24 protein-coding genes and 1 other RNA gene are annotated in these 20,246 nt (G+C 63.5%); 3 read left to right on the top strand and 22 right to left on the bottom strand.

What is annotated here, in order from left to right:
• Positions 1–39: 39 nt before the first annotated feature.
• Positions 40–285, bottom strand: a complete 246-nt coding sequence (locus HMPREF1546_RS13630; RefSeq protein ID WP_021750720.1) for a hypothetical protein — start codon at positions 283–285, stop codon at positions 40–42.
• A 177-nt stretch (positions 286–462) separates the two neighbouring features.
• Entirely contained in the window at positions 463–1,113 is a 651-nt protein-coding gene (locus HMPREF1546_RS13625; protein WP_021750719.1) for a GNAT family N-acetyltransferase, read from the bottom strand.
• 90 nt (positions 1,114–1,203) lie between these two features.
• Between HMPREF1546_RS13625 and HMPREF1546_RS13620 the strand changes: the two genes are divergently transcribed.
• Complete coding sequence (locus HMPREF1546_RS13620) at positions 1,204–2,016, top strand: MerR family transcriptional regulator (RefSeq protein ID WP_021750718.1); 813 nt, start codon at positions 1,204–1,206, stop codon at positions 2,014–2,016.
• Between the two features lie 81 nt (positions 2,017–2,097).
• Here the strand turns inward: HMPREF1546_RS13620 and ligA are convergent, their stop codons facing one another.
• From ligA to murD, 3 genes are read right to left on the bottom strand one after another with little or no spacing between them, the layout of a single operon-like run.
• On the bottom strand, positions 2,098–4,143 hold the full coding sequence (gene ligA, locus HMPREF1546_RS13615; RefSeq protein ID WP_021750717.1) for an NAD-dependent DNA ligase LigA: 2,046 nt from the start codon (positions 4,141–4,143) through the stop codon (positions 2,098–2,100).
• Positions 4,144–4,159: 16 nt separating this feature from the next.
• The gene (gene yunB, locus HMPREF1546_RS13610; RefSeq protein WP_021750716.1) at positions 4,160–4,873 is read right to left on the bottom strand and encodes a sporulation protein YunB; all 714 of its coding nucleotides are present in this window, start codon (positions 4,871–4,873) and stop codon (positions 4,160–4,162) included.
• 41 nt (positions 4,874–4,914) lie between these two features.
• Positions 4,915–6,291 carry a UDP-N-acetylmuramoyl-L-alanine--D-glutamate ligase gene (gene murD, locus HMPREF1546_RS13605; protein WP_021750715.1) on the bottom strand — a complete coding sequence of 459 codons (1,377 nt, stop codon included), beginning with the start codon at positions 6,289–6,291 and terminating at the stop codon, positions 4,915–4,917.
• Positions 6,292–6,553: 262 nt separating this feature from the next.
• Here murD and rnpB point away from each other — a divergent pair.
• Positions 6,554–7,133, top strand: an RNA gene (gene rnpB, locus HMPREF1546_RS18465) — RNase P RNA component class A.
• A 199-nt stretch (positions 7,134–7,332) separates the two neighbouring features.
• Here rnpB and HMPREF1546_RS13600 read toward each other — a convergent pair.
• The 11 genes from HMPREF1546_RS13600 to HMPREF1546_RS13550 form a co-directional block, all read right to left on the bottom strand.
• Positions 7,333–8,343 carry a helix-turn-helix domain-containing protein gene (locus HMPREF1546_RS13600; RefSeq protein ID WP_051320041.1) on the bottom strand — a complete coding sequence of 337 codons (1,011 nt, stop codon included), beginning with the start codon at positions 8,341–8,343 and terminating at the stop codon, positions 7,333–7,335.
• A 26-nt stretch (positions 8,344–8,369) separates the two neighbouring features.
• Positions 8,370–8,777 carry a DUF6291 domain-containing protein gene (locus HMPREF1546_RS13595; RefSeq protein WP_036631077.1) on the bottom strand — a complete coding sequence of 136 codons (408 nt, stop codon included), beginning with the start codon at positions 8,775–8,777 and terminating at the stop codon, positions 8,370–8,372.
• Positions 8,778–9,042: 265 nt separating this feature from the next.
• On the bottom strand, positions 9,043–9,780 hold the full coding sequence (locus HMPREF1546_RS13590; RefSeq protein ID WP_021750709.1) for a YebC/PmpR family DNA-binding transcriptional regulator: 738 nt from the start codon (positions 9,778–9,780) through the stop codon (positions 9,043–9,045).
• 6 nt (positions 9,781–9,786) lie between these two features.
• On the bottom strand, positions 9,787–10,578 hold the full coding sequence (locus HMPREF1546_RS13585; protein WP_021750708.1) for a Nif3-like dinuclear metal center hexameric protein: 792 nt from the start codon (positions 10,576–10,578) through the stop codon (positions 9,787–9,789).
• Positions 10,556–11,272 (bottom strand): class I SAM-dependent methyltransferase, encoded by a 717-nt coding sequence (locus HMPREF1546_RS13580; RefSeq protein ID WP_036631075.1) that lies wholly within the window; start codon positions 11,270–11,272, stop codon positions 10,556–10,558. The genes HMPREF1546_RS13585 and HMPREF1546_RS13580 overlap by 23 nt, the downstream gene beginning before the upstream one ends.
• Positions 11,273–11,337: 65 nt before the next feature.
• Complete coding sequence (locus HMPREF1546_RS13575) at positions 11,338–11,547, bottom strand: DUF1858 domain-containing protein (protein WP_021750706.1); 210 nt, start codon at positions 11,545–11,547, stop codon at positions 11,338–11,340.
• Positions 11,548–11,791: 244 nt separating this feature from the next.
• On the bottom strand, positions 11,792–12,073 hold the full coding sequence (locus HMPREF1546_RS13570; RefSeq protein ID WP_021750705.1) for a zinc-ribbon domain containing protein: 282 nt from the start codon (positions 12,071–12,073) through the stop codon (positions 11,792–11,794).
• Between the two features lie 38 nt (positions 12,074–12,111).
• Positions 12,112–12,753, bottom strand: a complete 642-nt coding sequence (locus HMPREF1546_RS13565; protein WP_021750704.1) for a sigma-70 family RNA polymerase sigma factor — start codon at positions 12,751–12,753, stop codon at positions 12,112–12,114.
• Positions 12,754–12,820: 67 nt separating this feature from the next.
• The gene (gene glmM / locus HMPREF1546_RS13560; RefSeq protein WP_021750703.1) at positions 12,821–14,176 is read right to left on the bottom strand and encodes a phosphoglucosamine mutase; all 1,356 of its coding nucleotides are present in this window, start codon (positions 14,174–14,176) and stop codon (positions 12,821–12,823) included.
• 735 nt (positions 14,177–14,911) lie between these two features.
• Positions 14,912–15,124 (bottom strand): helix-turn-helix domain-containing protein, encoded by a 213-nt coding sequence (locus HMPREF1546_RS13555; protein ID WP_021750702.1) that lies wholly within the window; start codon positions 15,122–15,124, stop codon positions 14,912–14,914.
• Between the two features lie 148 nt (positions 15,125–15,272).
• Entirely contained in the window at positions 15,273–15,485 is a 213-nt protein-coding gene (locus HMPREF1546_RS13550; RefSeq protein WP_021750700.1) for a helix-turn-helix domain-containing protein, read from the bottom strand.
• A gap of 87 nt (positions 15,486–15,572) precedes the next feature.
• Between HMPREF1546_RS13550 and HMPREF1546_RS13545 the strand changes: the two genes are divergently transcribed.
• Positions 15,573–15,779 carry a hypothetical protein gene (locus HMPREF1546_RS13545; RefSeq protein WP_021750699.1) on the top strand — a complete coding sequence of 69 codons (207 nt, stop codon included), beginning with the start codon at positions 15,573–15,575 and terminating at the stop codon, positions 15,777–15,779.
• 4 nt (positions 15,780–15,783) lie between these two features.
• Here HMPREF1546_RS13545 and HMPREF1546_RS13540 read toward each other — a convergent pair whose 3' ends face one another.
• The 6 genes from HMPREF1546_RS13540 to HMPREF1546_RS13515 form a co-directional block, all read right to left on the bottom strand.
• Positions 15,784–16,263: a hypothetical protein gene (locus HMPREF1546_RS13540; protein ID WP_021752040.1), complete on the bottom strand. Its 480-nt coding sequence runs from the start codon at positions 16,261–16,263 to the stop codon at positions 15,784–15,786.
• 13 nt (positions 16,264–16,276) lie between these two features.
• The gene (gene ruvB / locus HMPREF1546_RS13535) at positions 16,277–17,341 is read right to left on the bottom strand and encodes a Holliday junction branch migration DNA helicase RuvB (RefSeq protein WP_021750696.1); all 1,065 of its coding nucleotides are present in this window, start codon (positions 17,339–17,341) and stop codon (positions 16,277–16,279) included.
• Positions 17,342–17,394: 53 nt separating this feature from the next.
• Complete coding sequence (locus HMPREF1546_RS13530) at positions 17,395–17,622, bottom strand: hypothetical protein (protein ID WP_021750695.1); 228 nt, start codon at positions 17,620–17,622, stop codon at positions 17,395–17,397.
• Between the two features lie 2 nt (positions 17,623–17,624).
• Positions 17,625–18,230: a Holliday junction branch migration protein RuvA gene (gene ruvA / locus HMPREF1546_RS13525; protein WP_021750694.1), complete on the bottom strand. Its 606-nt coding sequence runs from the start codon at positions 18,228–18,230 to the stop codon at positions 17,625–17,627.
• Between the two features lie 67 nt (positions 18,231–18,297).
• Positions 18,298–18,810: a crossover junction endodeoxyribonuclease RuvC gene (gene ruvC / locus HMPREF1546_RS13520; protein WP_021750693.1), complete on the bottom strand. Its 513-nt coding sequence runs from the start codon at positions 18,808–18,810 to the stop codon at positions 18,298–18,300.
• Between the two features lie 189 nt (positions 18,811–18,999).
• The coding region (locus HMPREF1546_RS13515) for a DUF4179 domain-containing protein (RefSeq protein ID WP_021752039.1) at positions 19,000–20,246 on the bottom strand (1,247 nt) is incomplete at its 5' end.

The raw sequence follows: 20,246 nt of genomic DNA, 5'->3' as shown, positions 1-20,246 counted from the left end.
CCGCCCCGATCTCCCGGGGCGGGCGCTTTTTGCGGGGACTCAGTCCCCGTTCTTCATCAGGTCTTCCACCAGGGGCATGAGCCGGGCCTGGTCTTCCTTCCGGTCGGCAAAGAGCTCCAGGGTATCGCCCTGCTCCTCGATGAGGCGGCCGATGGCGATATACCGGGACATGGAGGATTTCAAATTAAAAATGTCTCCCTCCGGGCTCTTCAGGTACACGTCGCCGCCGCACTGGCTGACGGCGTCCAGGAACTCCTGCACGTCCGCTTCGGAACGCAGTCGCATGGGAAACACATCCTTTCTGTATCAGACTCCCAGCCTTCCCGGCTGGTGCTTAACAAAGATACCACGCGGAGCCGCCGGTGTCTATGGCCGAACTGGATAATGTTTCGGAGTGACTCGCTCCAGAATATTGATGAACTGCACAAAAAAACAATTATTTTTTATGCAGTTAATACAATTTCAAAAATTGCAGCCCGCAGCGTCATGAAATACCGTTGCGCGGTCATAAAGAAAGAAATTCATGCTTACGGTCTGCCCGTTTATCTGGAAAAGATGCTCTCTCTGGCCGCGGCGGCACATGCCCTGGTGTTCATAAAAGCCGTAGTTGCAGCTGGTATCTGTAAACAGGTAGAATTCATCCAATCCCTGCTGCTTCAAATAGGCAAGCGCGGAATGAAACAGCTTTTTGCCGATGCCCTTTCCCTGACAGGATGAACGGACAGCAAACAGAGCCAATTCCGCCGGATAGGTCTTTTTGCAGCCGCGCAGCAATTGCTCATCGATCTCATTGACGTTTTGGAAGATTTGAGAGACTGCCCTTCCCTCTTTGGACGCATACAGCTTCACAATGGACAGGATTTGCTGAAATCTGGCAGAGAGGGCGCATCTGTGATCCTTGATGTTCTTTACCAAAATGATCCCTGCCGCAGTTCCGTCAAGTACGGCCACCTGTGAAAAGGTGTAATTTGTCAGGCAACTGCGCAGAAAAACCTCCGCCAGCCTGGAAGCCGTTTCGGGACTGCTGAACTCATCATAGTGCCACGTGCTTCGGATGATTTCCTTTAAGGGCTGAAAGTCCTGTTTCTGATATTCTCTGATTTGCATCTCCATGATATTCCCCCTGGTATTGGTCTCGGATACCCCGTATAATAGTCCTTACAGCAGCTGTAATGTCAATACCGGAAAAGGAGCTATTTTGTGATGAGGCAAAACACTGTAAAAATGACCACCGCCCAGTTTGCGGAACTGCACGGTGTCAATCGGAGAACGCTGCATTATTATGACGACATCGGCCTGTTTTCCCCCTGCCAAAAGGGGGAAAACGGTTACCGCTATTACGACGCATCACAGAGCATTGTTTTTGAGTATATCCGTATGCTGAAAGAGTTGAATATGAGCATCGCGGAAATTGCGGACTACTGTAAGCATCCTGCTCCGGAAAAGTTTTTGCAGATCGCAGATCGGAAAGAGGCGGAAATCGATCTGGAGATACGAAGGCTGAAGCGCGCGCGGAACATACTGAAGACCAAAAAAGCGCTGGTGCGTCTTTGCGAGGGCCTGCCGGATGAGGAAATCAGGGTCGAGGAGTGCGGCGCGGTCAAAATTTCTGTTTTGCCGTATGATTTTTCCGGAGACGATTTATCCCGGCTTTTTACCGATTTGAAAAGTCAATGGGGCATTGAGCAGATACGCATGGGAATCGGGAGCTTCCTCTCCCTGGACAAAGTCACCGCCGGGTCCTTTGAAACATACGACGGGCTGTTTACCTATTCGTCCGGCAGCGCATCCGGTCCGCATACGTTCGTCAGGCCGGCGGGGCGGTATCTTTGCGGCTATCAGAAGGGACCTTGGGACAAGGCGCCCGCCATGTACCAAAAAATGATCGACTATGCCCGCCGGCAGCATCTGACACTGACGGGCTTTGCCTACGAGCTTGGATTGAACGAATTTGCGATCTCCAGCCCGGAGGAATACGTCACAAAATTCATGATCCAGATCGATGACCCCTGCTGACAGTACGCCCGCCGGGCACGCATCGCAGCGCAGCCTGCACACAAGCCGAAAGAGCGGGGGCGTGAGCCCCCGCTTCCCTGTTTATTCCGCTTCTTTTGCCGCCTCGTCCCGGCCCAGCAGGGCCAGGATTTCCGCCTTGTCGCCGGGGACCTCGTCCACCAGCACCCGGTACTGCTCCTCGCTGAGAACCGGCACCCCCAGCTCCTGGGCCTTGCGGAGCTTGCTGCCCGCGGCCTCTCCGGCCACCACGGCGCCGGTCTTTTTGGACACGGACCCGGACACCTTGGCCCCCAAAGCCTCCAGCTTCTCCCCGGCCTCCTTGCGGGAGGCGGACTCCAGCTCGCCGGTCAGGACGAAGGTCAATCCCGCCAGCAGGTCCCCGGTGGGCTGGGCGGTGCTCTCCATATTCACCCCCGCCTCTTTCAGGCGGCGGATCAGGTCCTTCGCCTGGTCGCCCCGGAAGTAGTCCGCGATGCACCGGGCGGTGATGCCGCCCACGTCGGGAATCTCCGTCAGCGCCTCCTCTGTGGCGGCCATCAGCGCGTCCATGGAGCCGAAGTGGGCGGCGAGGGTCTTGGCGGCCTTCTCCCCCACCTGCCGGATGCCCAGGCCGTACAGCAGGCGGCTCAGGTCGTTGGCCTTGGAGTTCTCAATGGCCCGGATCAGGTTCTCCGCGGACTTCTCCCCCATCCGGTCCAGCTTGGCCACGTCCGCGGCGTGGAGGCTGTACAGGTCCGCGGCGTTGGAGATCAGCCCGGAGTCGATCAGCTGCTGGATCACCGCCGGACCGCAGCCGTCGATGTCCATGGCGTCCCGGCTGGCGAAGTGGGTGAGGTTCCGCAGCAGCTGGGCCGGGCACTCCGCGCCGGTGCAGCGCAGGGCCGCGCCGTCCTCGTCCCGGACCACCGGGGCGCCGCACACCGGGCAGGCGTCCGGCAGCGTGTAGGGCACCGTGCCCTCCGGGCGTTTGTCGAAGTCCACGCTCAAAATCTCCGGGATGATCTCCCCCGCCTTCTGCACCAGCACAGTGTCCCCCACGCGGATGTCCTTCTCGGTGATGAAGTCCTGGTTGTGGAGGGTGGCGTTGGTGACGGTGGTGCCCGCCAGCCGCACCGGGGACAGCACCGCCTTGGGCGTCAGCACGCCGGTGCGGCCCACCTGCACCACGATGTCCTGGACCACGGAGAACTTCTTCTCCGGCGGGTACTTGAAGGCCACCGCCCACTTGGGGAACTTGGCGGTGGAGCCCAGCCGCTCCCGGTCCGCCAGGTGGTCGCTCTTGATGACCGCCCCGTCGATGTCGAAGGGGTAGTCCATCCGCTCCTCGTTGATCCGGTCGATCTCCGCCTGAATCTCCGCCGGGTCGGAGAGGGTCTTGTGGGGGATCACCTTGAAGTGCTGGGAGGCCATGTAGTCCAGGGTCTCCGAGTGGTTCTGGAAGGTCTTGCCCTCCGCCAGCTGGAGGTTGAACACCTGGATATCCAACTTCCGCTCCGCGCAGATCTTGGGGTCCAGCTGCCGCAGGGACCCGGCGGCGGCGTTCCGGGGATTGGCCATGAGGGGCTTGCCCTCCAGCTCCCGGCGGGCATTGATCTCCGCGAACACCGCCCGGGACATATAGACCTCGCCCCGGACGATGAGCCGGGGCAGCTTCTCCGGCAGCTGCATGGGGATGGCGCGGATGGTCTTGAGGTTCTCCGTCACGTCCTCCCCCACCCGGCCGTCGCCCCGGGTGGCGCCCCGGACGAACACGCCGTCCCGATACTCCAGGGCCACGGACAGGCCGTCCACCTTGGGCTCCACGGAGTAGGCGGCGTCGTCCCCCAGGGCCTCCCGCATCCGATCCAGGAACTCCGAGACCTCCTCTGCGTTGAACACATCCTGGAGGCTCTCCAGGGGTACCGGGTGCTCGTAGGTCTCAAAGCCCTCCAGGATCTTGTCGCCCACCCGCTGGGTGGGGGAGTCCGGGGTGATCTCCTCCGGGTGCTCCGCCTCCAGCTCCTCCAGGCGCCGGTTCAGCCGGTCGTACTCGTAGTCCGGGATCACCGGCGCGTCCAGAACATAGTACAGATAGCTCTGCTGGTTCAAAAAGTCCCGCAGCTGCTTCATTTCCTCGCGGTAGTCCATAGGGTGTGCTCCCTTCTCAGCTGTTGTTCAGAATGTAGTCTTTCAGATCCTCCTCGTACGTATCCGGATCTGTGGAGAAATAGGTGTAGGTGTCCGGCACCGTGCCTACGATCACCGTCTCCGCCACGATGAAGGAATTGGACACCTTGGTGGCGGTGCGGAACCCCGGCAGCAGAACGCTGACGGAGACATCCACCGTCAGGATGATCTGATGCTTGGTCTGGTTGATGCCGGCGGAGGTGAAGGCGTTGCGGAAGTTCGCCTCCGACGACCCCACGGACTCCATCCGCACGGTGATGCGGGGCCCCCGTCCCGCCAGCAGCGTCGAACCCGTCAGGCTGCCGATGGGGATGGACAGGTCCCCGGTGGGCACCTGGCTGATGCGGGTCAGGACCGTGTCCAGAATCTCCGCCTGCAGGTGGTTGAAGGCCGCCATGTTGCTCTGCACAGCGGTGATGTGGCCCTCCGTGTCCTTCTCGAAGGACACCAGGCCGTCGTACTGCAGCTCGCCCTTCTCGATGGCCTCATACACGGCCTCGCTGACGATGCGGGTAACGGTGTTGGACACCCGGGTGGTGGCCATGCTCTCCAGCAGAGGCCGCATCTGGGTGGCGGCGATGAAGAGCACCGTCAGCGCCAGAGCCATCAGCAGAAACGCCAGGGCCCGCAGCACCCGCCGGCGGTCCATCCGCCGGCGGTAGAAGTAAAATCCGCGCCAGATCATGGCCATCACGCCCCCTTCCCGCCATTGTATGCGGGGGCGGCCTGGCCTTATTTCAGAGCGTTCACCAGATCCTTGAAGACCCGGCCCCGCTCCATGAAGTTGGCGAACCGGTCAAAGGAGGTGCTGGCCGGGGACAGCAGCACCACATCCCCCGGCCGCGCCGTCTCACGGGCCAGCGCCACGGCGGACTGGTAGCTGTCCACCTCCGTGATGGGCAGGCCGGTGAAGTTGGCGGCCTTCTCCACGGCGGCCCGGATCACCCCGGCGGTTGCGCCGCAGAGGATCAGGGCCTTCACATGCTCGTTGATCTCCGGACCGATGGCGTCATAGGAGATGCCCTTGTCCTTGCCCCCGGCGATCAAAAGGACCTTTTCCGGAAAGGACCGGAGCCCGGCGATGGTGCGGCTGGGGCTGGAGGCGATGGAGTCGTTGTACCACCGGACGCCGTCCAGCTCCCGGACCAGCTCGATCCGGTGCTCCACGCCGCCGAAGGTGCGGGCGAAGGCCCGGATGGCCTCGTCTGGGACCATCCCGTCCACGGCGGCGACGGCGGCCATGTAGTTCTCGATGTTGTGGACGCCGGGGAGCTTGATGTCGGCGGTGTCCAGCACTACCCGCTCGCCCTGCGGCCCCCGGCAGACGATAGAGGTACCCCGGAGGAACACGCCGTCCGCCACCTCCTTCCGGCGGGAGAACCACCGCACCCGGCCCGGGGCCTTTTCGGCGCAGCGGACCGTGGCCTCGTTGTCGGCATTAAAGACGGCAATATCCCGGACTGTCTGGTGTGTAAAGATATTTTCCTTGGCAGCGATATACTCTCCGTAGCTCTTGTGGACATCCAGGTGGTTGGGAGACAGGTTGGTCATAACGGCGATGCGGGGGCTCCGGTCCATGGTCATCAGCTGGAAGGAGCTGAGCTCCAGCACCGCCAGATCCGTTGGCGCGATGTCCGGCGTGTCGCACAGCAGCGGGCGGCCGATGTTGCCCCCCAGGTGGACGGTGCGCCCGGCGGCCTCCAGGAGCTTTGCGATGATCGTGGTGGTCGTGGTCTTGCCGTCGGACCCGGTGACGGCGATCATCTCGCAGGGGCAGACCTGAAAAAAGACCTCCATCTCGCTGGTGAGGGCGCTGCCCCGCGCCACCGCCGCCGCCAGCTCCGGCACGTCGGGCCGCAGGCCGGGGGTGCGGAAGATCACGTCCGCCGTCAGGTCCTTCAGGTAGTCCTCCCCCAGCTGCAGGCGGCAGCCGTGCTGCTCCAGCTCGTCCCCCAGGGGCCCCAGGGCCTCCCGGGATTTTTTGTCGCAGGCGGTGACGGGAATGCCCCGCTCCAGCAGCAGCCGGATCAGGGGCCGGTTGCTGACGCCGATGCCGATGACGGCCACGGACTTGTTCCGCAGAGAGTCCAGATATTCCTCAAACTTCATGGGTACGCTCCTAACGCCGCGCTGGGCGGCAGAGATTGACAGACAAGGAAATTATACCGCAGATCGGAAAAAAATACAACCACGCCCCTCTCCTTCCCAGACTTTTTCTCCCGGGGCTGCGGGGCCATGAAGCCGGGACCTAACTGCGCTCTGCGGGCCATCCGGTATTTTCAGCGGAAGGCCCTGGCGACTTCCGCCGATGTGGAGGCCGCATTGCGGCCAGGCGTTGACAATCCCGTCGGATTCCGCTAAAATAGACAGGCGAGTAAGACAGACAGTCGCGCGGCCAGGCCGAAAGGCCGGTCGTGAGGAAAGTCCGGGCTCCACAGGGCAAGGATAACGGGTAACGCCCGCCGAAGGCGACTTCAGGAAAAGTGCAACAGAGATATACCGCCGACAGAGTTACTCTGTATCGGTCAGGGAACCAGCGACGGCTGAACGCGATGCCCCGCGGAGCGGGGCGAGGGAAACTTCCCCGAACAGCGCAATCGCTTCCGCGCGGAACGGCGCAGGGGTGTTGTGTGAAGAGGGACGAAGGGTCCCTCTTCCTAATTGCAATCAGCCCGCCGCAGCGGCCGCTCCCGCGGGGAGCGGCAAGCCACCCTTACCGACAGAGAGTAGCTCTGTCGGTAAGGGTGGAAAGGCGAGGTAAGAGCTCACCCATCGGCTGGAGACTGTCCGATGCTGTAAACTCTATCCGGAGCAACACCGGTATGGGAGCAGGGGGTCCGACCCCCAAGGCTGGCCCGGCCGCTCCCGGGGTGGCTGGAGCGTACCGGCGACGGTACGTCGAGATAGATGACTGTTTGATACAGAACCCGGCTTACAGTCTTGCTCGTACAAGAAGAGGTCCTGGCGAAAGCCAGGGCCTCTTTTTGTCCCGATTGATGCCGGTACTGCCGCGCGGTGTACTGGTCGATGCAGCGGAGGACCCGCTCCCGGCTGTGAAAGGCCAGATGCTGGCTCCCCGCCTCCGGGTGGAAGGAGACCCCACCCGCCGCTCTCAGAGGGGGGCGCAGGAGATTCCATAGGCAGCACCTCTCATAGCCCTTCCCACGGGGCCCACATCTGTTCCAAAATCTCCTCCGGCAGGGTGTCCGGCCATGACTCCACAATCTCTCCATCCACATAGTCGTAGACGGTGTACGGCTTCTCCGGCCAGCGGGTGCGGACGGCCACCTCCAGCGCTCCGTCCCCATCCACGTCCAGCGCCTCGGCGTTGATGCAGTCCTCCACTTCCAGGATTGCCCGGGTGTTGATGCCGGTGGGGTCCGGCTCCTCCGGATGATAGGGCCAAAACCGGACGTCACATAAAAACACCAGATTTTCGGACTCTGCGTAGGGGTCCGGGTAATACCCGTCCCGGAGATACTGGACGCTGGTATAGCCGAAGAGAAGCGGCACGCTGCCGGAATCCCCCTCATAGGTGACATCCATGACACCTCCCAGAACGGTGACGCCGGTGTCCTCACAGGCAGACACCGTACCAGTGCGGGTCAGCCGGTTCCATTGAAAGTCCATCTGATAGGAAATGGTATCTCCCCGCTCGTCCCGCAGCGTGAGGGCATCAAAGTCCACATCCTCCCCGCACTTCAGCCGGATCAGGTGTCCACGGTCCTCCACATAGACACAGTTCCTGCCATTCACAGTCTCTTTCAGAACGATGCTGTAATACCCCTCCTCCGTCACCACGATCTGCGTATACGCCACCACGGCTGCAGTCACTGCCAGCAGCACCAGCACCGCCGCCAGCCGCTGCCAGGAGCGCCGCCGCTCCTGCCGCACGCTGTCACGGGAGATATCCAACAAGCTCTGCATGGTCTCCTCCGCTCCTTTCGCCGCCTGCCTCCGGCAGGCCATCAGCTCCTCCACCGTCAGGTCCAGGGCTGCCGCCAGGGGCTCCAGCAGCGTCACATCCGGGTAGCTCAGCCCCCGCTCCCACTTGCTGACGGCCTTGTCCGTCACATGCAGCCGCGCCGCCAGATCCCGCTGGGTCAGGCCCAGATTTTTCCGCTCGCTGCCGATGAAATCGCCCAGCCGCTCCTTGTTCACGTGTATCACCTCGCCCTCAGTCTACCCTATGGGTCCGATTTTGGCAACCGACCAGCGGTAGAGACGTCCCGCAGGTACTTCCGGATGTCGCTGTAATCCTTGGGCGCGGCCTGTTCCAGGGCCTTCCGGGAGATCATCGCCCCATCCCCCTGCCGCCGCGCCGCCGCCTCTTGGTAGCGCCGCTGCTTTTCCTTCCACTTCTCTGTATCCCGCCGAATGGTCTCCGCCAGAAACCGGTAGGCCATGCGGGTCTCCTCCCTCAAGCCCGGGTGCTGCCGCAAAACCTCCTCCGGATCCGTGGGAGCCTTGTCCGCCGCCATGGCATAGCGGTACAGCAGAAGCAGCAGCTCCCCCCGCTGCTCCGCGTCCAGCGCCGCCACACAGGGAAAATTATCGAAATACAGCATAAAACTCTTCTTGTGTTCCTCTGCCAACGAAAAAACACTCCTCTCAAGAAAAGGCGTCCCCTCCCCATCTGATGCACGGCTCTATGCAATCTCCGGGAGGATTTTGTAAAATTCTCCCGCTATGGTAAGGGTCAGCGTAAGGGGAATGGTGATGGTGATGGTTATGCTTATGGTAAGGGGGACCGGTCAGGCCCGCCTCTCCGGCGTTTTTGCACAAAAGAAAAGTTTTGTTGAATATTCCAGAGGACGAAAAGAGGACGGGTCTCCCCGTCCTCTCTCTATCCAGCGATGCTCAGTCGTTATCCCAGTTGTGCCAGACGTTCTGCACGTCGTCGTTGTCCTCCAGCATGTCGATGAGCTTCTCCATGTTCTTCACGTCTCCCTCGCCGGTGAGGGTGATGTAGTTCTGGGGCACCATCTCGATCTCCGCGCTGGCGAAGGCGTAGCCCTTCCCCTCCAGGGCTTTCACCACGTCGTTGAAAGCGTCGGGGTCGCAGGTGATCTCCAGGGCGGGACCGTCGGCCTCAAAGTCGGCGGCACCGGCCTCCAGAGCGTCCATCATGACGGTGTCCTCGTCCAGCTCGCCCTCCTCGTTGTCAATGACGATGACGCCCTTCTTGTCAAAGGACCAGCTGACGCAGCCCTGGGCGCCCAGGTTGCCGTTGCACTTGTCGAACGCGTGGCGGACCTCCGGCGCGGTGCGCTGGCGGTTGTCGGTCAGGGCCTCCACAATGACGGCCACGCCGCCGGGGCCGTAGCCCTCGTAGGTGACGGCCTCGTAGTTGTCGGTGCTGCCGGAGCCCAGGGCCCGGTCGATGGTGCGCTTGATGTTGTCGTTGGGCATGTTGACGGCCTTGGCCTTGGCGATGACCGTAGCCAGACGGGAGTTGTTGTTGGGGTCGCCGGAGCCGCCGCCCTCTTTCACGGCCACGATGATCTCCTTGGCGATCTTGGTGAAGGCGGCGGAGCGCTTGGCGTCGGCCGCGCCCTTGGTCTTTTGGATATTATGCCATTTGGAATGTCCGGACATGGTACATTACTCTCCTTCTACGTAATACTGGATGACCTCCCGGTGGGAGGCGGATTTGGTGACGGTGAGGCCCGGGAACCGGCCGCGCAGGTACTCTGCCAGCACGGTGCACACCGGATTCTCTGTGGGGAAGTGGCCCGCGTCGATCAGGCGGATGCCCTTCCCTGCCGCGTCTAAAAACTGGTGGTAGCTGAGGTCCGAGGTCACGAACACGTCACACCCTGCGGCGATGGCCGCATCCTCATAGTCGCCGCAGGCGCCGCCGCCCACCGCGACCTTCCGCACCGGGCCGCTGTCCCCGGCGTAGCGGACGCCGTTGGCCTGGAGCGCCCGGCAGACGTACTTTGCAAATTCCTGTAAAGGCATAGGACTTGCCAGTGTTCCCATCCGGCACAGCCCCTCCGGGTCCCCCAGCGGCCCAGGGTCCTCCAGCCCCAGCGCGGCGGCCAGCGCGTCGTTGACGCCGCCGGGGGCCACATCCAGGTTCGTGTGCATACAGATGGCGGACAGGCCGCTCCTCAGGATTTTCAGCAGCAGGTGCCCCTGGGGCGTGTCCTGCCGGACGGTCTGCACCGGTAGCCATTTGCAGTTCATCACCGGATGGTGGCTGACAATCAGCTGGCAGTTTTCCGCGATGGCCTCGTCCGCCACGGCCTCCGTGATGTCCAGGGCCACCAGGACCCGCCGGACCTCCGCCTCCGGGTCCCCCAGCAGCTGGCCCACGTTGTCCCAGTCCATGGCGCCCTCCTTCGGGGCCAGTCGGAACAGGGCCTGTTCAATTTCCCGGACAGTTGGCATGGCGCCACTCCTCCCTCATTTGCAGAAGCTCCGTGATGACGGCCCTGGCGTAATCGCCCCGTTCCCGGGCCTCTGGCGCCGACGCCCGGTTGGACCCGGCCGCCGCCGCCTGGAGCTGGATGATCTTCTCGATGATGTAGCGGTCCCCCAGGGGGTCGTAGAGCAGGTCCGCCCCGGCCCACTGCCGGCCCAGCGTGAGATGCATCTCCCCTGCCCCGGCCTCGATCACGGGATAGAGAAAGCCCCGGTCCCGCACCAGCGCCTCCCGCGCTATGGCGTAGCCGTGCTCCGCCAGGAAGCGGCGCAGCGCCTCCGCCCGGCTCTGGGGCTGGAGCAGCAGGGTGTGGCGGCCGTCGGCGGTCCAGGGTGCCCCGGCCAGAATCTGGGCGATGTTCTCGCCCCCCATGCCGGCGATGACGATGGTGTCGCACTCCTCCGGCGCCACGGCGGCCAGACCGTTGCCCAGGCGGAAGGTGATCCGGTCCCCCACACCGTAGCGCCGGCCGGTCTCCTGCGCCCGGTCCAGGGGGCCGCGCCGCAGATCGCTGGCAATGGCAGAGGCCACGCGGCCCTGCAGCGTCAGCCACACGGGCAGATAGGCGTGATCCGTGCCAACATCAGCGAGGTGCGCACCCTGGCGGACCCAGGCGGCGATCTGCCGCAGGCGCGGCGTCAGTTCCAGATGTTTTCCCATGGCGCCCTCCTGTTCCGGCTGTCGGAGGAGGACGCATACGGTCTCCCGTATGCGTCCCGTTCCGGTCATTCCGCTTTCTTGTTGGCTTCCTCGTTCACCAGGGCCAGCAGCTTGTCGCAGTCCACGCCGTGGACCATGCAGGCCTCCTCCACAGTCTCGCCCCGGGAAGAGGGGCAGCCCAGGCAGTGCATGCCGATGGACAGGAAGATGGGCGCGGTCTGAGGCGCCACGTCCAGAATGTCACCGATGATGGTGTCCTTCTTGATCTCGATCATCAGAGGTTCCTCCAATTCTAATCTGAAATTCAGCAGGGGTATTATACTCTAGTTTTCGATGTTTTTCAAGAGAAAATCTTTGAAAAGCCTGGAAATGTGGAGATTCGGCGTCCGCACCGGCACATTTTTCCGGAATGCCTCCCGTTTCCCCGGCGCGGGGCGCGGCGGCCGGCTCCCACGGCAAAAGAAGAAGCGGCGCCCACCGGGCGCCGCCTCTGCAAGAGACCAAAACGGATTGATTCGTTTATCTCTGCTGGTCCCGCATCTTGGCGAAGCACTCGCTGCAGTACACGGGACGGTCAGACTTCGGCTCGAAGGGCACGCGGGCTTCGCCGCCGCAGGCGGCGCAGACAGCGGTGAAATACTCCCGGGGACCGCGGGCCGCGTTCTTGCGGGCGTCACGGCAGGCCTTGCACCGCTGGGGCTCGTTCTGGAAGCCGCGCTCGGCATAGAACTCCTGCTCGCCGGCGGTGAACACGAACTCCTGGCCGCACTCCTTGCAAACTAAGGTCTTGTCTTCGTACATGATGTTACCCTCTCTTTGAAAAGAAAAATATATTGCGTTCAGCTTCCGCTGAGATCGCCGGAAAGAAGCTGCCGTGCCACCTTGCGCCGAATGCGCTGCACGGCGTTGTCCACGGACTTTGGGGGCTTGCCTACCGTCTCGGCAATTTCCCTGCATGAAAGACCGTCTAAATAGTACCCCAAAATCTTTGCTTCAAACTCGGACAACTGTTTCCGGACACCGGATAAGAGGGCAGCGGTATGTTCCCTGTCGATGAGATACGCTTCGGGATCGCGCTGAGTCAGATCGCTGGTACCAGAGGTGTAGGAATTGGCGTCAAAGAAGGGTGTATCCAAGGGGACCGACTGATTGAGAGCCATGTGCTTATCCCGCGCCGCGGCGCGGAGGACGGAATACAGCCGGTTACGAATGCAGATTTCTGCGAAGGTCCGGAAGGATGCCTCCTTGGAGGCGTCATACTCCCGAACGGCTTTGAGGAGGCCCACCATGCCCTCCTGGGTCAGATCCTCGCTGTCGCCGCCCACCAGAAAGAAGGGGCGGGCGCAGGTCCGGACCAGCCGGTTGTACCGCGTCACAAGAGCTTCCTCCGCTTCGCGGCTGCCGCCGGCAACCAGTTGGCACAGCGTTTCATCGCTGCACTGGTCCAGGGGCTGGGGTGTCTTCTCGCTAAATTTGTACATATCGTATTATACCTGTCTATCCAGTGAAATGTCAAGCAATTTGTAAAAAAATCCGAGAAACAGATTTTTATTTTTTTTGCGATTTGATGAAATCTGCCAGCCGGTCCGCCACCGCCTGGGCGATCTGCGTGGTTTTGGCCTCCACCATCACCCGGATCAGGGCCTCCGTGCCGGAGGGGCGCACCAGCACCCGGCCAGCGCCGGCGAGGGCCTCCTCCTCCCGCTTCACGGCCTCCGCCAGCGCGGGGGACGCCATAATGGCCTCCTTCACGCCGCCGCTGTGGGGCACCTCCACGTTCACCAGCACCTGGGGGTAGACGGCGCAGCAGCTGACAAGGGAACTTGCTTTCTCCCCGGACCGGGCCAGCACCTGCAGGAACTGGAGGGCCGTCACCTCACCATCGCCGGTGGTCTCCACATCGGTGAAGATGGTGTGGCCGGACTGCTCCCCGCCGATGCGGTAGTCCCGCTCCAGCATCTTCTCCAGCACGTTCCGGTCGCCCACATCCGTGCAGAGCAGGTCGATGCCGTTGTTCCGGCAGAACTCGTGGAGGCCCAGGTTGCTCATCACCGTGGCCACCAGGGCGTTGCCGTTGAGCTTTCCCCGGCGCTTCATGTCCAGGGCGCACACCGCCAGGACCTTGTCGCCGTCGATGACGCCGCCGGTCTCGTCCACCAGCAGGCAGCGGTCCGCGTCCCCGTCAAAGGCCACGCCGATGTCATAGCCGCCCCGCACCACGGCGGCGGCCAGGTCCTCCAGGTGGGTGGAGCCGCAGTGGCTGTTGATGTTCACCCCGTCCGGGTCCCGGTGGATGAAGTCCGTCCGGGCCTTGAAGCGGCCGAACAGCTCCGGCGCGGTGGCGCTGGCAGCGCCGTTGGCGCAGTCCGCCAGGATTTTCAGCCCCGCCAGATCGGACTCGATGGTGGAGGCCACGAAGTCGATATAGTCCCGCTTCAGCTGGCGCATACCGTGGTGGCGGCGGCCGATCTCCCCCCGGGTTCGGAGCTTCATGGGCTCCTGGGAGAGGATCTTCTCCTCGATCCGGGCCTCCACGCTGTCGGAGAGCTTGTAGCCCTGTCCGCTGAAGACCTTGATGCCGTTGTGCTCATAGGGGTTGTGACTGGCGGAGATCACGATGCCCGCGTCCGCCTTTTCCTGCACGGTGAGATAGGCCACCGCCGGGGTGGGGATGGTGCCCACCGGCTTCACGTCGCTGCCCACGGAGCAGAGCCCCGCCATCAGCGCGGACTCCAGCATGTCGGAGGAGATGCGGGTGTCCTTGCCGATCACCACGGTGGGGCGGCTGCCCTTGTCCTCCATCAGAACAGTGCCCACGGCCTGCCCCACGCGGAAGGCCATGTCGGCAGTGAGGTTCTCCCCCACCACGCCGCGGATGCCGTCGGTTCCAAATAGTTTGCCCATTGATATTACCTCGTTTGTTTCTTATGATGTGACCGTCCCGATGGGACGGGGATTCAGCCATGCTGATGGCTGGGCAATGCACCCCCCGTTTCTCTTTTGTCGTGCCAAAAGAGAAACGGGCCGTGCACGGTCCAAAGAGAAAAGCGTTGGCGCGCTCCGGTGCAGTGGCCCTCCGCGCGACGGGGGGCGGCGGATCGGTGCAAGCGCCGATTTGGCCCGGCCTTCGGGCACGCTATACTCTTCTGCGATTTCTCCAACTGCCGTCCCGTGGCGGATCGTGCGGAGGTCGTCGGGGTGGTCATCGCACGGAGCTGCTTCTCTTTTCGCTGCCGCTAGCTGTCCCGCGCGGGAGCTGCCGATAAAGGCATCGGCCCCTACGACCGCCAGGGCAGCGCGTAGCGAAGCGGAACGCGCGGAAAGAGGAGCTGGTCAAATGCGTCCTTGCACCCCGTTGACCTCCGCATCCACGCCGCGGGAATCAGCGTTCAAGCCTGTACCGCACCCCGCCGCGCCCGTTGGCCAGTCCTCGCAAACACGCAGGCACCATCTCACGCCAACCCCCGTACAGCAACTTTGCACGCCCGTGCAGAGTTGCGGCCAAAAGCGTTCTTTTCTTTTGGACCGTGCACGGCCCGTTTTCTTTTCGGGCAAGACCGAAAAGAAAATGGGGGTGCATCCCGCTGGACAAGCCCCTTGCGGGAGCAAAGATTCCCGAGGCCGCCGAACGGCGGCCCTTTACAACTCCCTCCGGTCCGACCGGCCAGCCAGATAATCCAGCGATACGCCGAAATGGTCCGCCAGGGCGATCAACGTGTCCAGGCTGGGCCGGTGCTCGCCGGACTCCAAGTATTGGTAGGGCCGCTCCCCAATCCCGATGGCGGCGGCCACTTGCTTTTGGGTTTCTCCTTGTTCCTTGCGGAGTTCCCGCAATCGCTCGTTTAATTCCATAAATCCCCCTTGACACGCTCCGTAAAGCGTGTTATATTTTTCTCACGCTTTATGAAGCGTGAGAAAGGAGTATTCGCAATGTCTGACTCCAAAAACGGGCCGCACGCCCCTGCAGGAGCGGGTTCCTCTGAACGGCGGGAAACCGCCTCTACATTTCCCTCCGGTCCGACCGCCCGGCCAGATAATCCAGCGACACGCCGAAGTGGTCCGCAATGCCCACGAGATTTTCAAATCCAGGCAGATTGACCCCGGTCTCAAACCGCTGGTACTGCCGGTCCGTCACACCGATGGCGTCGGCCACCTGTCTCTGGGTCTCCTTCCGCTCTTTGCGGAGTTCCCGCATTCGCTCTTGCAATGTCATATCGTCACCTCTTGACACGATGTATCCGTTGTATTATACTGCAGCTAAGCACAACGCATCCATTGTATTTTGAAAGGAGCATTCGCAATGTCCGACTTCATGAAATGGCTGTACGCCCACTACATCCGCCCCCAGCTGGACGCTGCCCCACCGGATGACTACGAGATGCCCCTCTCCCTTCTGGAGGGAGAGCTCACCTCTGAGATGGCGGCGGATTACGAAAAGGCCCGGGAATTCACCGCCATCCATGCCTTTCTGCTGGGCCTGCGCACCGGCCGGGGCCTGCCCCTGTGACGCCTCAGACGCCCGCCATCCTGGACAGCTCCGGCAGCCAGGCGCAGAAGGTCTCCAGATACACGCCCCGCAGGGGGTCCTCCCCTGCCTCCGCAGGCGCCGCCAGCGCGCGGGCGATCACTTCCTCCGCGTCCGGCCGGGTCACCAGCTCCGCCAGGGCGTCGTTGCCCGCCAGGGCCGCCCGCTTTCCGAACATCCCCTCCAGGTCGCTGGACACATACATGGAGGCGTTGAACGGATAGTCCAGCGCCGTCTCCAGCAGGGCCTCGGAGGTCATCTGCTCCGCCAGCCCCGCCGGCAGGCGGCAGGCGGCACGACGGGCGTTGGCGGACAGCTCCACCCACTCCGGCGTGCCGGGCTGGACGGGAAACTGATAGGGCGCCGTCACGGAGCAGGCAGCCCGGCCTGTGACGGCCCAGGCTCCGACGGCCAGCGCCGCCGACAGCATCAGAAATGCGACGTGCTCCGCCAGGGTCCGCTTCATGAAAACCGCCTCCTCACAGCGTCAGCTGGTCCATGTCCGGCGGATCCGCCGTCATGCCGCCAGGGATGGGCTTATGCAGGTGCTGGTATGCCTTCGCCGTCACGCACCGGCCCCGGGGCGTCCGGGTCAGGAAGCCCAGCTGCATCAGGTATGGCTCGTACACGTCCTCCAGGGTCACGGCCTCCTCGCCGATGGTGGCGGCCAGGGTCTCCAGGCCCACAGGACCGCCGCCGTAGTTCTCGATGACGGCCCCCAGCATCCGCCGGTCGATGGGGTCCAGCCCCAGGTGGTCGATCTCCAGCGCGCACAGGGCCTGGTCCGCCACGTCCTTGGTGATGACGCCGTCGGCCTTCACCTGGGCGAAGTCCCGGACCCGGCGCAGCATCCGGTTGGCGATCCGGGGCGTGCCCCGGCTGCGGCGGGCGATCTCATAGGCGCCCTCCGGCACGATGTCCACGTTCAAAATGGCGGCGGACCGGGTGATGATCTGAGAGAGCTCCTCCGGCGTGTACAGCTCCAGCCGCAGCGTCACGCCGAACCGGTCCCGCAGGGGCGCGGACAGCTGCCCCGCCCGGGTGGTGGCGCCGATCAGGGTGAACCTGGGCAGGTCCAGCCGGATGGAGTTGGCGCTGGGGCCCTTGCCCACGATGATGTCCAGGGCGTAGTCCTCCATGGCCGGGTACAGGATCTCCTCCACGGACCGGTTCAGCCGGTGGATCTCGTCCACAAAGAGGATGTCCCCCTCGTTGAGGTTCGTCAGCAGCGCCGCCAGATCCCCGGGCTTCTCGATGGCCGGGCCCGAGGTGATGCGGATGCCCGCCCCCATCTCCTGGGCGATGATCCCGGCCAGCGTGGTCTTGCCCAGGCCGGGCGGGCCGTGGAGCAGCACGTGGTCCAGGGCCTCTCCCCGCTTCTGGGCGGCCTGGATGAACACGGCCAGGTTGTCCTTCGCCTTCTCCTGGCCGATATACTCCCGCAGGGTCTTGGGCCGGAGGGACCCCTCCTGGGCGTCCTCCTGCAGGAAGGTCTTGGCCACGATGGGCTCTTCATAGATGTCGTTTCCAAAGTCGATGCTCATGGGTTCACTTCCTCATGTGCTCTGAATGTGCTCCAAAATTCCGGCCGGGGCGGTCAGCCCGCCTGGAACAGATGCACCGCCAGCCAGGCCAGGCCGAACACCGCGCACAGGCACAGGGCGAACACCGCGCCGCTGCGGTTGCGCTGCCGCCGCTCTTTTTCCGGCAGGCCGTGGCGCTGCTGGCCCTTATTGAGCAGGGCCGCAAAGCGGGTTCCGAATATCATGGCAAGAAAGGCCATGGCCAGCGCGGCCAGGAGCAGAATCACGGACAGGATCTTCATACTCACTTCACCATCTTTTTCAGGCACTGGCGGATGATCTCCTCCAGAGACAGAGTTTCCACGTCCACGCCCTTCAGCGCTTGGGCCACCTCAGCGCTGGTGTAGCCCAGCACCGCCAGGGCCTGGGCCGCCTCTGTGGCCTTATTTGTAAAGGCCGGGACGCTCACAGCGGCTCCGCCGGAGAAGTCCAGCCCCGTGGCGGCGCTCTCCCGGGCCATCTTGTCCTTCAGCTCCAGGATGATCCGCTGGGCGATCTTCTTGCCCACGCCCGGCGCCGCCGTCAGGCTCTTCTCGTCCCCGGTGACGATGGCCATGGCCAGGGACTCCGGCGTGGCGGCGGAGAGGATGGCCAGCGCCGCCTTGGGCCCCACGCCGCTGACGCCGATCAGCAGCTTGAAGCTGTTCAGCTCGTTGGCCGTGGCGAAGCCGTACAGGCCGAAGGCGTTCTCCCCCACGTCCAGATAGGTGTAGAGCTTCCCCCGCTGGCCCTTTTTCAGCTGGGCCAGAGTGGTGTTGGTGGTCTTGCAGGCGTAGCCCACGCCGCCGCAGTCGATGACCGCCAGATAGGGCAGAATCTCTGCCACGGTGCCGTCCAGATAGTAAAACATGGATAATCACACTTTCTTGGGAGTTCGGAATTCCGGCGTCCGGCGGAGCGGTCCGGTCCCTGACTGTTCAGATGGTCTCCTTGACCCTGCTGTCCTGCAGGGGCAGGCGGGACGTGGCACTCCGGGCATGGCACAGGGCCAGGGCCAGGGCGTCCGCGGCGTCGTCGGGCCGGGGGACGGCTTTCAGGTGCAGCAGGCGGCGGGTCATGTCCATCACCTGGCGCTTTTCCGCCTTGCCGTAGCCCACCACCGCCATCTTCACCTGGGAGGGGGTGTACTCGTGGAGCGGGATCCCGCACTTTTCCGCCGTGTACAGCAGCACGCCGCGGGCGTGGGCCACGGCGATGCCGGTGGTCAGGTTCGTGTTGAAGAACAGCTCCTCGATGGAGATGACATCCGGCTTCAGCTGGCCGATCAGGTCCTCCATATCGGTGCCGATCTGGTACAGCCGCCGGGAGAGCGGCAGCCCCGCCGGGGTGGTGATGGCGCCGTAGGTAAGCATGTTCACTTGTGCCCGCTCCGCCGTGATGAGGCCGAAGCCGATGGTGGCGTAGCCGGGGTCGATGCCCAGGATCCGCATGGCGCTTTCCCTCCAGTATACATACTGTAACAGTATAACAAATTTTCCAGGGAAGCGCAACAGGGAAAACGCGCGGGCTTCTCCCCGGCAGGATCACCCCGGCCGCCGTTCGGCGGGCAAAAAAGCACCCGCCTTGCGGCGGGCGCTCTCTCGTTCGCATGGAAGGCGGGGGATTTGACTCCCCCTCGCCTATTGGATGGGAACCGCCGCATCAACGGCGGCCATCCGGTTGTAGTAGGGGTCCAGATAGGCCGTGTCGCCCGCCAGTCCCGCCAGGGGGAAGTCCTCGGTATACCACCGGTCCTCCCCCACGCGCTCCTGCGCCGTCTCGTCCCAGTAGCCGTAGGAGGAGCCGAACTGCCAGATCTCATAATAGTTCCCGTCCTCGTCCCAGGCCCCTCTGGAGAACACGCTCCCCATGGTCCGGTTCTCCATCAGCGGGGACACCAGGTACACGATCCATCCCTCCGGCAGGCGCTCTGCGCCCTGGAACCAGGTGCCCTCCGGCAGGTTTTCGGCGGTGCCCTCCGCCAGATTCAGCTTCACCGGCGGCGCGTCCTTGTCCTTCCACCGGACGCCGGTGATGTGGAGGGTCAGGTGCTCCCCCCGGCTGAAGAAGGGGCTGTCCAGCCAGAAGGTGCCCATGCCCTCCCCCTCCGGGTCCCCGGATGCGGTGATGCCGCCCAGGCTCTTTTCAAACCGCTCGCCGTGCTCGTTCTCCAGGTACAGGTCCAGGCCCGCCAGCCAGGCGGTGTTGTCCGGGTCCGCCGTCAGGGTCAGCCGCAGATGGGTGGGGTAGATTTCCGCCTCTTGCAGCGTGAAGGTCTGGCCGTCCAGGGCAAAGGTCCGGTTCAGCTCCAGCAGCGTCCCCTGGGCGGTGAAATAGGGGTCGAATTCCAGGTGGAACGTCATCTCCGCCAGATACGCCGGCTGGTCATCGACCGGCTGGTCAAAGTAGCCGTCGCCGGTGTTCTCCGCAGGCGGCCCGCCCCCGTCCTGCTCTGCCGGGTAGACCGACAGGGTCAGATCCAGGATTCCGGGCACGTCCCGGTCCACAAAGTCCCGCTTGATCTCCACCAGCTCCCCCGGCTTCTCCGTCCGGCCGCCGGCGTCTCCCGCGCTGCCGTCGCCGGGGGTGATCCGGCAGTCCGCCCACATGGGCCCCAGGTCCGGGGCATAGTCCAGGGTGTAGAAGATGTTCAGCTGTTTGCGGTCCACGATCACATACTCCACCGTGGCGGTGACGCCGTTCACCGTCTGGGACTGGCCGATGGGCTGGACGTAGTCGTTCTCCACCGCGGCGGAGAGGCTGGGCGACCAGGCCACCGCCTGGGCCAGCTCCCGCAGCACCGGCACTGAGCCGCAGGCCCGCGCGAAGGGCGGGAACAGGTTCACCAGCAGCACAAAGGCGGCGAAGCAGGCCGCCAGGCTCCCCG

The sequence above is a fragment of the Oscillibacter sp. KLE 1745 genome (assembly GCF_000469445.2).
GTDB lineage: Bacteria > Bacillota > Clostridia > Oscillospirales > Oscillospiraceae > Oscillibacter > Oscillibacter welbionis.
Note: the sequence above shows the minus strand (reverse complement) of the source record. Positions and strands in the feature narration are given on the sequence as shown.

Excerpts from the sequence above, each read along its gene's own strand:
- HMPREF1546_RS13630 (WP_021750720.1), bottom strand. The coding sequence starts at position 285 with ATGCGACTGCGTTCCGAAGCGGACGTGCAGGAGTTCCTGGACGCCGTC.
- HMPREF1546_RS13625 (WP_021750719.1), bottom strand. The coding sequence starts at position 1,113 with ATGGAGATGCAAATCAGAGAATATCAGAAACAGGACTTTCAGCCCTTA.
- HMPREF1546_RS13620 (WP_021750718.1), top strand. The coding sequence starts at position 1,204 with ATGAGGCAAAACACTGTAAAAATGACCACCGCCCAGTTTGCGGAACTG.
- ligA (WP_021750717.1), bottom strand. The coding sequence starts at position 4,143 with ATGGACTACCGCGAGGAAATGAAGCAGCTGCGGGACTTTTTGAACCAG.
- yunB (WP_021750716.1), bottom strand. The coding sequence starts at position 4,873 with ATGGCCATGATCTGGCGCGGATTTTACTTCTACCGCCGGCGGATGGAC.
- murD (WP_021750715.1), bottom strand. The coding sequence starts at position 6,291 with ATGAAGTTTGAGGAATATCTGGACTCTCTGCGGAACAAGTCCGTGGCC.
- HMPREF1546_RS13590 (WP_021750709.1), bottom strand. The coding sequence starts at position 9,780 with ATGTCCGGACATTCCAAATGGCATAATATCCAAAAGACCAAGGGCGCG.
- HMPREF1546_RS13585 (WP_021750708.1), bottom strand. The coding sequence starts at position 10,578 with ATGCCAACTGTCCGGGAAATTGAACAGGCCCTGTTCCGACTGGCCCCG.
- HMPREF1546_RS13580 (WP_036631075.1), bottom strand. The coding sequence starts at position 11,272 with ATGGGAAAACATCTGGAACTGACGCCGCGCCTGCGGCAGATCGCCGCC.
- HMPREF1546_RS13575 (WP_021750706.1), bottom strand. The coding sequence starts at position 11,547 with ATGATCGAGATCAAGAAGGACACCATCATCGGTGACATTCTGGACGTG.
- HMPREF1546_RS13570 (WP_021750705.1), bottom strand. The coding sequence starts at position 12,073 with ATGTACGAAGACAAGACCTTAGTTTGCAAGGAGTGCGGCCAGGAGTTC.
- HMPREF1546_RS13565 (WP_021750704.1), bottom strand. The coding sequence starts at position 12,753 with ATGTACAAATTTAGCGAGAAGACACCCCAGCCCCTGGACCAGTGCAGC.
- glmM (WP_021750703.1), bottom strand. The coding sequence starts at position 14,176 with ATGGGCAAACTATTTGGAACCGACGGCATCCGCGGCGTGGTGGGGGAG.
- HMPREF1546_RS13555 (WP_021750702.1), bottom strand. The coding sequence starts at position 15,124 with ATGGAATTAAACGAGCGATTGCGGGAACTCCGCAAGGAACAAGGAGAA.
- HMPREF1546_RS13550 (WP_021750700.1), bottom strand. The coding sequence starts at position 15,485 with ATGACATTGCAAGAGCGAATGCGGGAACTCCGCAAAGAGCGGAAGGAG.
- HMPREF1546_RS13545 (WP_021750699.1), top strand. The coding sequence starts at position 15,573 with ATGTCCGACTTCATGAAATGGCTGTACGCCCACTACATCCGCCCCCAG.
- HMPREF1546_RS13540 (WP_021752040.1), bottom strand. The coding sequence starts at position 16,263 with ATGAAGCGGACCCTGGCGGAGCACGTCGCATTTCTGATGCTGTCGGCG.
- ruvB (WP_021750696.1), bottom strand. The coding sequence starts at position 17,341 with ATGAGCATCGACTTTGGAAACGACATCTATGAAGAGCCCATCGTGGCC.
- HMPREF1546_RS13530 (WP_021750695.1), bottom strand. The coding sequence starts at position 17,622 with ATGAAGATCCTGTCCGTGATTCTGCTCCTGGCCGCGCTGGCCATGGCC.
- ruvA (WP_021750694.1), bottom strand. The coding sequence starts at position 18,230 with ATGTTTTACTATCTGGACGGCACCGTGGCAGAGATTCTGCCCTATCTG.
- ruvC (WP_021750693.1), bottom strand. The coding sequence starts at position 18,810 with ATGCGGATCCTGGGCATCGACCCCGGCTACGCCACCATCGGCTTCGGC.